The organism is Coleofasciculus sp. H7-2 (genome assembly GCF_042747725.1).
Lineage (GTDB): Bacteria > Cyanobacteriota > Cyanobacteriia > Cyanobacteriales > FACHB-T130 > FACHB-T130.
This window is the reverse complement of the sequence record NZ_JBHZGO010000006.1, coordinates 48,069-63,187: the sequence shown is the minus strand read 5'-3', so window position 1 is coordinate 63,187 and position 15,119 is coordinate 48,069. Positions and strand designations below refer to the sequence as shown.

Below are 15,119 nucleotides of genomic sequence, written 5' to 3'. Positions count from 1 at the left end.
TTTTGTTCTCGATCAGAGTTTGATGAGCATGAGAGACCTATTCTATCGGCTCAATCATGCCGGGATTGAAGTTGATATTTCCACTTTTTCTAAAGCCTGCAAAACTCGTGAGGGGGAGTGTTTTTGCCGAATTTACATCGAATTGATAGAACGATTAAAACGGCAGAATCCGGCGACAGCTCAGATGCTAATTCCGATTGATTCAACCGTCATCACCTTGACCAGTAAACTATTTTGGGAGCCGGGTTATCATCAAGTAAAACTACTCAATGGAGTCAATTTAACGCCGAGTAATCCCACCGAGTGTTTAATTCATTTTGGTCAAGGACATGATGCACGGTTTGCCGAGATGGTGAACAGTATGATTCCCGAAGATGGCGTTGGAGTCATGGATAGAGGTTTTGCCATCTGGGAATTTCTCGACGCATTAAGCGCTACCCAAACCCGCTTTGTGGTGCGAATCAAAAATAATATGAAGACTGAACTCGACCATCAGCGGTATCGCGTGGTTTGGTTTGGCGATTTAGAGAGTCGCAGTGAGTTTCGGTTAGCGACTAATTTGGACTCTTTAACGAATGAAGAGATTAGTGAAATCTACCGTAAGCGGTGGCAGGTTGAGATTCTTTGGAAGTTTTTGAAGATGCATCTTAAACTCGACCGATTGATTACTAAAAATGTCAACGGTGTCAGGATGCAAATCTATATGGTATTAATTGCCTATGTGATTCTAGAGTTGATGGAAATTCCTGCTTTTTATGGGCATCGATTGTTGGATAAATTTCGCTATTTGCAATTAGAATTGAGCCGCCGCTGTTCCATTGTGCATTGGAGCTACGATTTACTGCCCAATATGCTTGTCTAATCTTTCATGAAGTTTTATGTCTGGATTCAACACTTCTGGGCTATCCATTACCCGCATCTTTCTTAACAATTAAACAAGAGACTTAACATAATGGTGAAAGGCTTGATAAGTATAGTGTTGAGAGAAGAGAAGCGGGTAATGGGATCAGGGAAAAGTGGGCAGCCCAAGAATTGGCGCAGATAGACTTAGGAGATGCTCGTCGAAACAAGCGGTTAATACGTATAGTAGAAGACTTGGCAGCGCAACCGGCTAGTAGCGTACCACAAGCCTGTGAAAATGTGGCAGCAACCAAGGCAGCATATAATTTTTGGAAATCACCATATTTTTCCGCCAGTGAGATTCGCCGTGCCCATATAGCCAGGACAATTGAAAGAGTTAAAGACGATCAGATAGTATTAGCAATACAAGACACAACAAGCATAGATTTAACAAACCACCCAAAAACTAAAGGGGTGGGTTATCTAGACCATTCCCAATCATCAGGATTGAAAGTACATTCAACATTGGCAGCGACAAGTAACGGAGTCCCGTTAGGGATTATCGAACAGCGAGTATGGGCAAGAGAACCAGAAAATTTAGGGATTGCTAAAAAACGTCGTCAACGGCAAACCCAACAAAAAGAAAGTCAACGCTGGTTAGATGGATTAGAGTTAACACAAAAGTTGATACCACCAGAGATTCAAGTGGTGACAATAGGCGACTCAGAAGCAGATATATTTGACCTATTCAGTTTCAAACGTTCCGAAAATTCCCACTTGCTCATTCGCGGTACTCACAATCGCAAAGTCAACCACTGTGCTAAATATCTACATCAAGCCATACGCCAAATTGAACCATCTGGAACCCTGGCAGTAGAAGTTAAACGGTCTCCAGAACCTAGTGCGAGAACGGCGGTATTAACAATGAGATTCACCAGTTTAGATATCCAAGTACCATTACATCACATCCGGCGTTCACAGCTAAAACCTATTAGTTTACAAATCATTCTGGCAGCAGAAGAAAATCCACCCACAGGAATTAATCCGATTAGTTGGTTGTTAATTACTAGCTGGGAAATTAATAGTTTAGAAGAGGCAGCACGTTGTATTGAATGGTATACCTACCGTTGGTTAATAGAACGCTATCATTACACATTAAAAAGTGGTTGTGGGATTGAAAAATTACAATTGGAAACCGCCGACCGCATTCAGATGGCACTGGCTACTTATACAATTGTGGCTTGGCGGTTGTTATGGCTGACTTACTCTTCACGAGTTAATCCTGATTTACCATGTGATGCTGTTTTAGAAAAGAGTGAATGGCAATCTTTGTGTGCGACTATCAACCATAATTCTATTCCACCAGACAAACCACCGTCTTTAGGAGCAGCTGTGCGAATGATTGCAACTCTTGGTGACTTTTTGGGGCGAATTGGTGATGGTGAACCTGGGGTAAAAACTATTTGGCGTGGATTGCGCCGATTACACGATATTGCCGCTACCTGGAAACTTCTCCACTCATATTCCCCCTCTCCTTGTTGATAGTTAACGCCCGCTCTTTGACCGACTGCACCCTACCGGCAACGCTAATATTCATTTCTTGTTTCTTTTGTCAATCATGCCGTCTTTATTTACTTCTGCCATCCCCTCAGTATCTACCTTACAGAAATGTTAAGAAAGATGTGGGTAATGGATAGAAGGAGGTTAGGGGGTTAGGTTTGCCGAGTGTCTCGCTGGCGCGAAAGAACTAACCGTCAGACAGAGGATTTCCATTCGGCGATCTTTAATCAATTGAAGGGGTAGAAGACGAAAGCAAGGTTTAATGATGGAAACGAAAGAACTGGGACATACGGGTGTCAAAATAAGCGCGATCGCTCTGGGTGGAATGCCAATGTCTTTAAGTAGCAGACCTCCAGAATCAGAATCAATAAAAGTCATCCATCGCGCCCTCGATTTGGGCGTCACAATGATTGATACCGCTGATTCCTACTGCAAAGATGAATCAGATAAGCATCACAACGAACGCTTAATTAGTAAAGCGCTTTCCTCTTATTCTGGCGATAAGAGTAATGTTATCGTTGCCACCAAGGGCGGACTGATGCGCCCCAATGGTAGCTGGACGCGCAACGGCAACCCCAAGCATCTGCGGGAGACAATTCGGATCAGCTTTGAGGCGTTGGGGGGACAGAAGCCGATAGATGTTTGGCAATACCACGCACCCGATACAGACTACACGATTGAAGAGTCACTGAAACCAGCAAAAGAAGCTGTGGAACAAGGAACGATCCGGTTTGTCGGTGTCTCCAACTTTTCAGTAGAGCAAATTAAACGCGCCCGTGATGTGGTTGAGATTGTCTCCGTGCAAAACCAGTACAATCCTTGGAATCGTCAGCCAGAATATGATGGGGTGCTGGAGTATTGCCAGAAGGAAAAACTGACGTTTTTGCCTTGGAGTCCGTTGGGTGGTAGCCGTCGCGTGAGCAATTTGGAAGATATTGATGCGATCGCTCAACTTGCCCAAGAAAAAGGCGTTTCTGTCTACAATATTGTCCTAGCATGGCTGCGGGCAAAATCTCCAGCCATTGTGCCTATCCCCGGCGCAAGTAAAGTTTCCAGCATTGAGGACTCTGTGCGTGCTGTCGATGTGCAACTATCTGATGAGGAAGTAGCAAAAATTGACCGCGCTACAGCATCCTAATTACAGTAGGGGCTTTCGCATTCGAGTGAAAAAACTCTTGCACCTATCACATTAAGCCGCCAGCCGCCAGGGGTTCAAACCCCTGGCTAATAAAATAAAGCCGCCAGCCGCCAGCCAGGGGTTTGAACCCCTGGCTAATAAAATAAAGTCCACTAAAGTGGACTGAGGAAGAACTTCAGTCCACTTTAGTGGACTTGATTCTGTTAGCCCGGAACTTGAGTTCCGGGCTGGATTGGCGGCTTATTGAGAATGGTGCCAGATGTCAGGTGAAAAAACTCTGGCTGTAACGATAGAGGTGTTCGCGCAAATGCGAAAGCCCCTACTAGGGTTTTAAGCCACCGCTAGTTCTGAATCTTCCTCAGACATTTCTGTGGGAACGCCATCCTGAACCAGTGAAGACATCTGTCCGCTTTTCTGCATCAGATTCGTCACCATTGCCAACAAAGCATTCACCTTGTGAGTCCGCCACGTATCCATAATCTCTTCTACCGCTGCATCTGGGAGGCGACGCTTTAACGCTTCTAAAAGATAAGCGGCGTGTCCGGTTTCGTCGTGGGCGATACTCAGGAGTCCCTTTTTCAAACTGACACTATTTGGTTCGTCCTCTGGTAACACATTAGCCATGCGAACGAAGTCTTTGCTGGCATCTAGTTCTAGGATATAAGTGCTACCCATGAACACCACCCAGTCAATATTCTGCGGTTTCAAGCTTTCTTGCGAGTATCCTTCAAAGTAAGCTTCAAAAAAGGGACTGCGGCGGCGTTCATCCGGTTTAGCCTCTGGCTTGGTTTCAGCGGCTTTCTTGAAGTCAATGACTTGCTTGTTAAGCCGCTTCAGCGCTTGGGCAAAAATTTGACCGTGACGCTTTTCATCGGAGGCGTGGCGAGCAAGTTTTTCAGCTAGCCACGTATCGCCTTCAGCGGCGGCGCGATCGCTCAATGCTTGCAGAAATGGAACTGAACCTGATTCTGCCAGTTGGAACCCGGCGAGGACGTTTGGGCGCGTTAGGGGATCGCGGATTTGGCGGGCACCAATGTAAGCACCAGCACCCGATCCGGCTAAGTGCAAAAGGTAGGTAAAAAAGTTCATGCTGAAATTTTCTTGAGTGTTTAGAGCTAACGGATGCTATTCTATCGCTGTTTTTTTAGATGAGTAGTCACGGATGCTTTTATTGTTGCCAATGCGGTGTTCGATCGCTAATTATAAATTTTCTAGATTTATTCAACTAAAATAGCCAAATGCATCCTCCAAAAGAAGTATTTTTTGCAGTTGCCGCTTGGAGATTTGATGCTGTGGAAGAGTTTAGTCGATCGGGCAACGCTTTAGCAAAAACTGAGTGTTTCGCTAATTTAAAAGAAATTGTCAATCCTAGATTTAAAATTTAAAATCAAATAATCTCTGCATTCAAAAAATTAAAACTACAATGAAAGGTTTGTCCGTATTTTCACTGAGTTTCGCCGCGATCGCGACTATTTTCATATCTTCAGACGCATTCGCAGAAATTTTCAAAACCAGTCATCGACTATCGGGGTTTTCAACCGATAGCCGTCACTATATCTACCTAGAAAGCTATCGAAACCCGATTACAGAAGCTCCGCAAGCACAATTACAAATTGTGAATGCGCCTACAAATTCTTGCGTTGAATACGGCTGTATAGAAACTGAAAATACTCAGGAATCTTCAAATTCAACTACTAAAGCCGCTGAGACAGAATTACTCAAAAAAACAGCAGTAATTCGGTACAAATTAAAACTAAATCGTCCGGCGGCAGGAAGAAGGCTGCCAGCTCTTTCTCGCGTCACCAACCCAGATGGAAGCGAAGTTTATACCTTTTTAGTGAAGAACAAAAAAGATCCTCTACAGGTGCTGATGCGGCAAAAATATATACCATCAGTTGCGTATGGGGGAAATGCGGATACGGATCGGGCGGCGCTGCAACTTGAGATTATTTACAACAATCGGAGACGTACCCTGAGCAGCCTGAATACATACCGCGATCGGACGATGAAATATACGCTCAGAGAAGTGCGTTTAGCTCCAAATGGACGGAGTGCGGTTATTCTAATGAATACGATCGAACCTGCTGAACAGGGAGCGGTACAGACGACTTTGGTACAGAGTTTCCCGCTTTGAATTTCCAGCTATAAATTGCCCGTTTTAAAAATGCAATGCCGCCAGAAAATTTAACCGATTATCCCTACTTTAGTGCCCGACGAGTGGTGATGGGGCAGCGAGGTGCTGTGGCAACTAGCCAACCTCTGGCGGCTTTGGCTGGGATGGAAATGCTGATGGCTGGGGGAAATGCGGTGGATGCAGCGATCGCGATGGCGATCGCGCTGACGGTGGTTGAACCCACCTCCAACGGCATCGGTTCAGACGCTTTCGCTTTAGTTTGGGATGGGCAATTGCACGGCTTGAATGCTTCCGGGAAAAGTCCCCAGCATCTCAATCTAGACACTTTTGCCGGGATGGAACAATTTCCCAATCTGGGTTGGCTGACTGTCACCGTACCGGGTGCTGTGTCGGGATGGCAAAAATTATGGAAACGTTGGGGAAAGCTACCGTTTGAGCAGCTATTTGTACCAGCAATTCGATACGCTGAAGAAGGTTTCCCAGTGTCACCGGAGACGGCACGGGCGTGGAAACGAGCCGAGGCAGTATATTTGCCGCTAATTGCGCCGGAATTTCAGCCGTTTAAACAAGTATTTTTTCCGGGAAATCGGGCACCCGCCGCCGGGGAAATTTGGCGGAGTGAGGCTCATGCCAAAACGCTAAGAGCGATCGCCCAAACTGAAGGGGAAAGCTTTTATCGAGGGGAAATTGCTGAAAAAATCGCTAATGCCGCCAAAAGCGGGGGCATTCTGACAGCATCTGACTTGGCAATGCACTCCTGTGAGTGGGTGCAGCCTATTTTCACCAACTACCGGGGCATTACCGTCTGGGAAATTCCTCCCAACACTCAAGGCATCGCCACGCTGATGGCTTTAAATATTCTGGAAGGTTATCCCCTGTCCGATTACCCCCGCGAATCAGTTTCTAGCTACCATCTGCAAATTGAGGCGATGAAGCTGGCTTTTGCCGATTTACATCAATATATTGCCGATCCTCGGTTTATGGAGGTGCCTGTAGAACACCTCCTAAACAAAGCTTATGCTGACGAACGGCGCTGTTTGATTGAAAAAGAAGCTTTAGCGATCGCTCAGCCCGGTTTACCCAAGGGAGGCACCGTCTATCTAGCGGCGGCTGACGGCGAACTGATGGTTTCTTTCATCCAATCCAACTACAGTGGCTTCGGCAGCGGCATTCTCGTTCCCGATACCGGCATCGCCCTGCAAAACCGGGGATCGGGATTCACTCTAACTCCGGGACACCCGAATCAAGTGGGAGCCGCTAAACGCCCCTTTCACACCATTATTCCCGGCTTTCTTACACAAGACAATCAACCCTTGGGGCCATTTGGCGTCATGGGGGCACCTATGCAACCGCAGGGACATCTGCAAGTCGTTGTCAACCTCCTAGACTATGGAATGAATCCCCAAGCAGCGCTGGATGCACCCAGATGGCGGTTTGTTGCTGGAAAGACAGTGCTTTTAGAACAGATGGTGCCCCGGAATATCGCTCTAGCTCTGGCTGAACGGGGTCATAATATCCAAATCAGTGCAGAACCAGGAATGTTTGGCAAGGGTCAGATCATCTTGCGGCAAGGCGGGGTACTGGTTGCCGCCTCCGAACCCCGCGCCGATGGGCTGGCATTAGCCTGGTAAAACCTTTCATTAGAGAGACGCGATCGCATCCCTAAATACCTCCCCAGACTGAGAGGCTCTTGGTCTATTTATTATTAACTTTTGTAAATAGCTGTGTAATTTATCTTTACCAAAAGGTCATTCATGAAAAGTTTAGGAAAATTGTTGTTCAGCGTCATCGGTGTTGGGAGTTTGGTAGTTCTCTCTGCTTGCAGCGGTCAGCCTGGTGCAGACACGACCAGCCAAGCTCCTGCTGGCGATTCTACCGCAACGACCGAATCACCAGTTGCTGAAGCGCCTGTTACTACCACCTCACCCAGTGCTGAAGTTTCTCCTACCACCTCACCCAGTGCTGAAGCCAACGGTGCTGCAACCGAAAACAAAAACCTGGGAGAATTGGCACAAACAGCAGCCAGCAATGGTTCCTTCACTACCCTCACCAAAGCAGTGCAAGCAGCAGGCTTGACTGACCAATTAACTGGGGACAAGCCTTACACGGTATTTGCACCGACTGATGCAGCTTTCGCCGCCTTACCACCCGGTACTGTGGACAAACTACTGCAACCAGAAAACAAACAAACCTTAATCAAGCTTCTGAGCTACCATGTGGTGCCAGGGAAAATCTCTTCTAGCGAACTGAAATCAGGAGAGGTGAAAACTGTTGAAGGTACCCCCGTCACCATCAAAGTTGATAGTACCAGCAGCGAAATTACGATAAACAACGCCAAGGTGATCCAGCCGAATATTCCAGCCAGCAACGGCGTCATCCACGTTGTTGACAAAGTAATTTTGCCTCCAGATATTCAAGCAAGTCTTGGTTCCAATCAGACAGCACAGTAGTACGGCAAAGTTGTTGCAACAAAGCCTAAAGTTGCTGTTGTTAACGCCATGTGCAACTTTTTCTTAGCCCCCCTTTTGAAGGGGGGTTGGGTGGATCGAAAAGTAAAGCCAATTTTGTTATATCCCTCCTAGCCCCCCTTTTCAAGGAAGGAGAAATACAGAAAGCGAGTATTCGCCTTAGTGTAAAGACAAGGGTTATCGCGTCTCTACAGGGGTTCACAACTCAAATAGGATTGCTATAGATCCCGAAGCTTTCTTTCAACCAGATGTATCTACCTCAATTTCATGATTTAAAACTTTGGCATTCAAGCTTTTGAAATGTGTGGGTAATGATGAGGAATTAATTAGCCTGTAGGGGTGGGGAAACCCGCCCTTTTTAGTGGGTGGCTTTCCCCAATCCCCAAGAAAACGAGAAATTCTATAATTTTAGGGCAAAGCCTAGCAGCTGCCTTGTAGCTGCGTTTTAGTCCGATCTAAAATCCCAAATCGTAGCCGCCTTGCTTCCGCGCGACGTGCCTTCTACAGCCGCCGATCTTTAAAATTCTTAATAAAAATTCTCAGCAAATCAGTCTAATCTAACGTTTTAGCGGTTTTCAGCCGTGAAAAAGATCGGTACGCTCCTCGGTAGACCTTAAGGATCGGAAATTTAGCATGACCAGCAATTTAGCAACCAAATTGCGTGAGGGAACCAAAAAATCTCACACGATGGCAGAAAACGTCGGTTTTGTCAAGTGCTTTTTAAAAGGCGTTGTTGAAAAGAACTCTTACCGGAATCTGGTAAAGAACCTCTACTTCGTCTATTCAGCAATGGAAGAAGAGATGGAACGGCACCGGCAACACCCCATTCTGTCTAAGATTTATTTTCCCCAGCTGAACCGGAAAAAGAGCCTAGAACAAGACCTCACTTACTACTACGGTACCAACTGGCGCGAACAAATCTCTGCCTCGCCTGCCGCTGAAGAATACATCCAGCGCATTCGGGAAGTCTCTACTTCAGCCCCAGAAATGTTAGTTGCCCATTCCTATACCCGCTACCTTGGCGACTTATCCGGCGGTCAAATCCTCAAAGGCATTGCTCAACGGGCGATGAACCTCACGGATGGGCAAGGGACTGCTTTCTACGAATTTCAAGACATTGACGATGAAAAGGCGTTCAAGGCAACCTATCGCCAAGCGATGAACGATCTGCCCATTGATGACGCCACAGCCGAAAAGATTGTGGATGAAGCCAATGCTGCTTTTGGCATGAATATGAAGCTGTTCCAAGAATTAAATGGCAACTTGATCAAGGCAATTGGTCAGATGCTGTTCAACACGCTGACACGCAAACGCAGTCGCGGTAGCACGGATCTCGCCACCGCCGAACAATAAGTTTACGTTCCCTCAAGACTCTTAGACCACAACACACGATTTTTTACAATCCTGGAGGCTGGGTGATGGTGAAGCCATTATCATCAAGCTTTCAGGATTGTCAGCTTTTATAGGGCATCTTGGCGATAGGAAATGTCCCTTAGACGAGATTACAGGAAGGCGATCGCGCAGCTGCACGCGCCTGTTCAATCCATTGTGCGATCGCGCCCCGCGTGGGACATAGATCCCGGCGTTGTAGGGTGGCGACTTGGAATCGCAAAATTTGTTGATGTATCCTACCAAGGGGCATCTGGGCAAGCTGTGCAGGAGAAGCGATCCCCGCATGGAGTAGCAGTCCACAATATTCGCAACCCACACCCGGAAGGCGAGACAAGTCCGCCAAAGCCACCCATTTATTAATGTGTTGAGTATGAATCTGTAACTGGGCAGCTAAGGCTTGTCTTTGCACCGGGCTATTGGCTTGCTGGAGTAGTTGCAGGGTGGTTTTTATGCCACAGTCTATTAATCGAGCTTGATTTTCAGCGCTTAATCCAGGCAGTTGCTCGATTTGCCAATTGCTAGGAATGAAGCGATTTGGACGCGAGGGATGAACAGGTTTCATTTTCCGAATTCCTAGTGCATGGACTTTTTGAGTTATCTACAAGATTGCATGGGTTGTATCAGCGCTTCCACACACCGAGAAAGTCACATCCCGCTTGGGAGGTAATATTTTCTACTCTATCAAATGGTGAATAATACAGCAACTAACGATTTAATTGCCTAAAATTTCAGATATAAAATTACCTAAAATTATTTACTTCTTCAGAGAAACGTAAGGGTAAAATTCATTTTCTAAATTAACTAGAGTTTGAGTTTCTTATTTCGAGAACACTATTGAACCAAGCTTGATACTTTTAGGGTTTGTAGAGAATCATGGCATCAAACCTTGAGGGGGTGACACGGTATTGGCGTTGCGATCGCTTCCTATAGAGGCAACATTGGCGATCGCACCCTCTGCTGATTCCTGAGCGAGGTGAAAGCGATCGCCTACCTGTAGGGTGCGTCTCGACGCACCCTACAGGTAGGCACTCTAACGGTACAGTCCACCCATTATTTAAATGTCAAACTACAGGCGAGCGATCGCACTCAAACGATGAATGATTTACACTACAATAAGGTGAAAAGCTCTTGGGCAAATGTCAAAAATGCGGCATTTTTATGTTACTGAAATTCAAAATACCCGCAGTGAAGTTTTAAGCCAAGCTGCTGTTGAACCAATTTTGCTCACAACAGAATCACAACCAAGTTACGTAATTATGTCGGTCGAAAACTATGAGCAACTAATCAACCGACTAGCTCAGTTGGAGGATTTAGTGTTCGGTCAGCAAGCCCAAGTTGCCCTCTCAACCTCGCGGATGGTTGGTTCAGAGACTTTTATAGCAGAACTCAAGCATTTAGCTATGCTGGATGGTAACGGCTGAGTGCATGGCAAAGCTTGATGGTCCGTCGATCAGTTCAACCTGCCGATCTGCCAAGAGACCACTTTCAATCATGTGATGGTAATCTTTGACAGTCCAACGGGTTAATGTTCTGACCATAGCTATTTTGACGCTATTTGAGTATTCAGCCTAATCACAGGAGTTTATTAAACCCTGAGATTGCAGATGTTCGGTCAACCAGGTTTGATCGGCTTGAGTAAGACGCGGTGAAAGCATACGATTGTAGTCAATGACAAAGGCAAAGCCAGCGCGATCGTATACCTCGTGAATTAAACATTGTAAATCTAGTGTGGGTTCACTCTCTCCTCTACGAAGAGGAACTTTAAACATAGGAATTGGAGTTTGTAAGGATAAAGAATATAAGTTAGCACGAGGACGCTGGTGAGCAAGACTTATCAGGATACGATAAAGAGATGGTGCAGATTGTCCCAGCATGGGCATAGGCGTACCAGCACGGAGTAAGTCAATTTCCACGAGATGAGCAAGGCTGCGTAGAACTTGTTGGCGCTTGGTTTCGTAGGCGATGCGTCCTGGACCGGCTTTCTTGTTTTTGGGTGAGAGGAGTTCGATGACGGTGACAACTAACCCGGTTTCAATTTCGCGGATTTCGAGGTAACTTTCGCGAACCTCTTCGGGCATTGGTAACGTAACAATAGTGGGCTGCGGTATCAGCGTTCCTATGTTGTTTGAGATTTCGTCTTGGCTGGGGCGACTTATTCCCTGAGTGACGCTGACATCGGGAATTCCAACTAAGACAGACTCCCCATCGCTGATTTCATAGATGCGGCGTTCAACCGCCGCCCTGTATTTAGGTAGGATTTGGGGATTGAGGGCATCTGCGATCGCGACAATTAGCCTACTATGTAACTCTGACCATAGTTGGGGTGCTTCAAGGTATGGATTCATCCCAGGAAAGGGGGAAGACATAGTGCGATCGCAGAAACACTATTTTATTGATCGTAGCTGATTTATCGAGATGGGCTGTTTTGCACATATAAAGGAACGCATCCTACGGGAGAGGAGCGATCGCACTACAAGATCGGCGATTGCACTCCACCATTTGAGCAAAATAAGCGATCGCCTTAGATATGAGCTTGAGTTGTAGGATGGGATAGCGATCGCATAACCCATGCAAATGTTGGGTAACGTTGCCTCAACCCAATCTACGGGCGATCGCACGATTGCGTTTAATCAAAGGCTTTGTTATCAAGCAATGCGGTAATCAGCTTGCTCTCCCTTTAGCTGTTTGTGCCTCTCGACAAAAACGAGGGGAAAGGAATCTCTGGCAACGGCGGTTTTGGGAGCATTTGATCCGTGATGAAGAGGACTTTACCCGACATTGCGACTATATTCACTACAATTCTGTAGCGCATGGGTTATGTCAGGTTCCTCAACACTGGCAGTTTTATAGTCTGTATCGATTGATTGCAGCAGAAGTATATGCGCCAGATTGGGGAATAAACGGTACAAGCGTTGAACCACCAAGTTGGGGCGCTGGCGAATAAGTAGGGTGCGTCGCGACGCACCCTACAATATCAGCGATCGCACTTCTTCTTTTAATCAATGAAGTTGATCGTTAATGAAGTAGCACGCCTTATAAGATCGGCGCTCGTTATACAGTTTTCAACTTATTATAAAGTTGTTTATATTTCTCTAGTAAATCACCATATATATTGGTATCAACTTCAAATTTATCGTAATTGGCTATCACATAATCAATTATCGTATTAACCTTATCACGAACCAATGAAAACCCTTCTTCCTGCAACCTATATTCTATAACTGAACATAAGCAATTGACGATATCGTTATCATCAGCAGAATAGTCGCTTTGTAAATAGTTGATCACAGCCTGGAGATAGAAATCAAAAGCTCTAGGTCCCATCCATACTAGATCTTGCCCATAAGCTAAACTGCTTTCACGAAATAAGACTTCAACCTCTTCCAAAGTCTTGTTGAGGAAATGTTTACATGCTGTGATCTCATCTAGAGAGTTGTAAACATTAATCTCATCTTTAGTCGGTAGTTCCATAATATGACTTTCTCATTTAGTAGGTAAGGTGCCACATCTAGCTAAACTTAGTATTTTCTCAGCTAATGCCTTCTTGTGCTTTCCTTCAGGATCGTCACCTCTTTTCTTTCGAGCGATGCTTTCTAGTAAAACATCATCGCAGCCTTCTTTCAAGTAAGCTTCTCTGAAACCAATTTCAGCTGTAATACAAGCTATCTTCGCAGCACGTTCTGCGGGGGTATCGGTTCCCTTACAACCCTTGCAGGTGCCTAATGCTTCCTTAGCCGCATAAATTTCCAAGCATTTTTTAATTTTCGCCTGTATCGCTTTTTCAGCAGCCTCTTTTGCAGCCTTTTCAGCCGCCTCTTTTTCTAATTTTGATGCAGCTTTCACTGCTTCTTCAGCTTTACTCACAGCTTTCGCTTCTTTAAAGGCTTTTGCTAAACCCTCTTCTCCTAATTTAAGCGCCGTTTTTTCAGACACTTTGACGACAGCTTTACCTGCCATGACTCCTGCCTTTGCTCCATCTCCAATTGCAGGAATCATGGCGAATGCACTTATTCCTGCATTCGTCCAATCACCTTCTGCAACATAGATAGCAGCATTGACACCATCAGGAATAGCGCCTAAAACTGGTATAAATCCAGCAATGTCCAATGCTCCATGAACTATATCCATAGCGGAAGGATCTTTATCACGTACGCAACTAGAAGAGTCTCCGCTTATAGGTTCATCAAAAACAAAAATATCACCTTCAATACAACAATACGGGTGATCAAAAGTACGCGAAATCGTCAAATAATAAGTTCCTGAGGGAAGACTGCTAAATGAAAATGACTTTGTTCCCACCGTATTGGCTGTGCAAGTTGCAATTTCATTGTCGAACCACAAATCTACAGATTTAGTCAATGTGATTCCAAAGTCATGATTTTGACAATTAGGAGTTTCTGTCTTCAGTGGCTTTAAAGCAAGAACGACCCTTAACCCGCCTTGAGAAACCTGAACTTTTCTAGTTGTTAATACTCTACGGCAGATCTGGACTGTACTATCAAACGCAAGACTTCTCATTACTTTCTGTTCAGATATTGTTTGAATAGAAAGCTGTGCAGAACTGTTATCCTTTTTACTACTATCTTCTTCACGTTGAGCACCTTGCCCTCGAATTCCTAATCCTTGCATTTGGAGAATAGACTCAGTTGTTGGAGCAGAATTGCTGGCTAGTGAAGTATTGATTGAGTCATCCGCAGTTCCTTTTCGCATTATCTGACTATCTTCTTCTTGGCAGGCAGGGCATTTTCGCTGTAAGCTCCCCGTCTGCTGCACCACATGAGTCAACTCATGCGCCGTCAACTCATTATTCCCTGGCGACTTCCCTTCCCCAAAATAAACATCACTCCCATGAGCAAACGCCTGAGCACCCAATTCCCGATTCATCTGCACCGCTTCACCACCCGTATGCACCCGCACCGAGCTAAAATCAGCACCAAAGCGCGGCTCCATAAACGATCGCACTTCCGGTGCTAAAGCCGAACCCCCACCCTTAGATGCATTCAAACGACCTTCTAAATCCCCAGACGCTTCACTCCCACCCGCTTGAAATGCTCGTTGTACGAGCGATCGCATTTGCACCTGCTCATCCACTCGCCTCTGCACGATAGGCGTAATTGACCGTATCAATGACGACATCTGAACTGGGTTGCCCTCTTCCCCAAACCGCTGCACTTGAGGCGAAGGAGCCGCAGGGACGGACATCCTCATTACCTGCGCCGCCATCCGGTCAGCTTCCTGCTCGTACTTATCCCCTGGCGCTCCAACGGTAAGCTTCGTTTGGACGAGCGCCCTCAACGACATCTCATCCGAGTCTTTTCCTTCTTCCAACCCCTGCTCTTGCTCTTGCTGCTGGCACTCCGAGCATTGCCGTTGAATCCCCATATCCCCCAAGGGCTGGGCAACTGACCCTGCTGGCGCAATCGGCAACGAGGGCATCCGCATCACCACCTCTGCTACCGATATCGCCCCTTGATCCTTTTGTCCTGCCGCCTCCTCCCCCTGCTCCTTACTTTCCATAGACGGCATCACATTGGCGATTAGCGTGTCCGCCGCATTCCTTGAATAACTTGGTCTTTCTTGCTCTGAA

At 46.1% G+C, this 15,119-nt stretch carries 15 protein-coding genes; 10 read left to right on the top strand and 5 right to left on the bottom strand.

The window, feature by feature from the left end; all coding sequences use genetic code 11:
• The 3 genes from ACFW2W_RS01555 to ACFW2W_RS01545 form a co-directional block, all read left to right on the top strand.
• Nucleotides 1–862 (top strand): transposase (locus ACFW2W_RS01555; protein ID WP_378172392.1); only part of this gene is annotated, 862 nt, incomplete at its 5' end.
• 143 nt (nt 863–1,005) lie between these two features.
• Complete coding sequence (locus ACFW2W_RS01550) at nt 1,006–2,382, top strand: IS4 family transposase (protein WP_378172409.1); 1,377 nt, start codon at nt 1,006–1,008, stop codon at nt 2,380–2,382.
• A 283-nt stretch (nt 2,383–2,665) separates the two neighbouring features.
• Nucleotides 2,666–3,538 carry an aldo/keto reductase gene (locus ACFW2W_RS01545; RefSeq protein WP_378172406.1) on the top strand — a complete coding sequence of 291 codons (873 nt, stop codon included), beginning with the start codon at nt 2,666–2,668 and terminating at the stop codon, nt 3,536–3,538.
• A 330-nt stretch (nt 3,539–3,868) separates the two neighbouring features.
• Here the strand turns inward: ACFW2W_RS01545 and ACFW2W_RS01540 are convergent, their stop codons facing one another.
• Nucleotides 3,869–4,627: a ferritin family protein gene (locus ACFW2W_RS01540; protein WP_378172389.1), complete on the bottom strand. Its 759-nt coding sequence runs from the start codon at nt 4,625–4,627 to the stop codon at nt 3,869–3,871.
• 334 nt (nt 4,628–4,961) lie between these two features.
• Here ACFW2W_RS01540 and ACFW2W_RS01535 point away from each other — a divergent pair, with 334 nt between their 5' ends.
• The 4 genes from ACFW2W_RS01535 to ACFW2W_RS01520 all read left to right on the top strand — a co-directional run bounded on the left by ACFW2W_RS01535 (nt 4,962) and on the right by ACFW2W_RS01520 (nt 9,493).
• A complete protein-coding gene (locus tag ACFW2W_RS01535) occupies nt 4,962–5,672 on the top strand; it encodes a DUF2259 domain-containing protein (RefSeq protein WP_378172386.1) in 711 nt (236 codons plus the stop codon).
• A gap of 35 nt (nt 5,673–5,707) precedes the next feature.
• Complete coding sequence (locus ACFW2W_RS01530) at nt 5,708–7,303, top strand: gamma-glutamyltransferase family protein (protein WP_378172383.1); 1,596 nt, start codon at nt 5,708–5,710, stop codon at nt 7,301–7,303.
• A 123-nt stretch (nt 7,304–7,426) separates the two neighbouring features.
• Nucleotides 7,427–8,122: a fasciclin domain-containing protein gene (locus ACFW2W_RS01525; protein ID WP_378172380.1), complete on the top strand. Its 696-nt coding sequence runs from the start codon at nt 7,427–7,429 to the stop codon at nt 8,120–8,122.
• 651 nt (nt 8,123–8,773) lie between these two features.
• Complete coding sequence (locus tag ACFW2W_RS01520; RefSeq protein ID WP_378172378.1) at nt 8,774–9,493, top strand: heme oxygenase (biliverdin-producing); 720 nt, start codon at nt 8,774–8,776, stop codon at nt 9,491–9,493.
• A gap of 139 nt (nt 9,494–9,632) precedes the next feature.
• Here ACFW2W_RS01520 and ACFW2W_RS01515 read toward each other — a convergent pair whose 3' ends face one another.
• Nucleotides 9,633–10,094: a DUF4332 domain-containing protein gene (locus tag ACFW2W_RS01515; RefSeq protein ID WP_378172375.1), complete on the bottom strand. Its 462-nt coding sequence runs from the start codon at nt 10,092–10,094 to the stop codon at nt 9,633–9,635.
• Nucleotides 10,095–10,677: 583 nt separating this feature from the next.
• Between ACFW2W_RS01515 and ACFW2W_RS01510 the strand changes: the two genes are divergently transcribed.
• Nucleotides 10,678–10,953: a type II toxin-antitoxin system prevent-host-death family antitoxin gene (locus ACFW2W_RS01510; protein ID WP_378172403.1), complete on the top strand. Its 276-nt coding sequence runs from the start codon at nt 10,678–10,680 to the stop codon at nt 10,951–10,953.
• Nucleotides 10,954–11,100: 147 nt separating this feature from the next.
• Here the strand turns inward: ACFW2W_RS01510 and ACFW2W_RS01505 are convergent, their stop codons facing one another.
• Nucleotides 11,101–11,898 carry a DUF4058 family protein gene (locus ACFW2W_RS01505; RefSeq protein ID WP_378172372.1) on the bottom strand — a complete coding sequence of 266 codons (798 nt, stop codon included), beginning with the start codon at nt 11,896–11,898 and terminating at the stop codon, nt 11,101–11,103.
• A 221-nt stretch (nt 11,899–12,119) separates the two neighbouring features.
• Here ACFW2W_RS01505 and ACFW2W_RS01500 point away from each other — a divergent pair, with 221 nt between their 5' ends.
• The gene (locus ACFW2W_RS01500) at nt 12,120–12,476 is read left to right on the top strand and encodes a transposase (protein ID WP_378172369.1); all 357 of its coding nucleotides are present in this window, start codon (nt 12,120–12,122) and stop codon (nt 12,474–12,476) included.
• A 107-nt stretch (nt 12,477–12,583) separates the two neighbouring features.
• Here ACFW2W_RS01500 and ACFW2W_RS01495 read toward each other — a convergent pair whose 3' ends face one another.
• Both ACFW2W_RS01495 and ACFW2W_RS01490 read right to left on the bottom strand, forming a co-directional pair.
• A complete protein-coding gene (locus tag ACFW2W_RS01495; RefSeq protein ID WP_378172366.1) occupies nt 12,584–13,003 on the bottom strand; it encodes a hypothetical protein in 420 nt (139 codons plus the stop codon).
• 12 nt (nt 13,004–13,015) lie between these two features.
• The gene (locus ACFW2W_RS01490) at nt 13,016–14,605 is read right to left on the bottom strand and encodes a DUF4157 domain-containing protein (RefSeq protein WP_378172363.1); all 1,590 of its coding nucleotides are present in this window, start codon (nt 14,603–14,605) and stop codon (nt 13,016–13,018) included.
• A gap of 53 nt (nt 14,606–14,658) precedes the next feature.
• Here ACFW2W_RS01490 and ACFW2W_RS01485 point away from each other — a divergent pair, with 53 nt between their 5' ends.
• Nucleotides 14,659–14,802, top strand: a complete 144-nt coding sequence (locus ACFW2W_RS01485) for a hypothetical protein (RefSeq protein WP_378172360.1) — start codon at nt 14,659–14,661, stop codon at nt 14,800–14,802.
• Nucleotides 14,803–15,119: the final 317 nt, after the last annotated feature.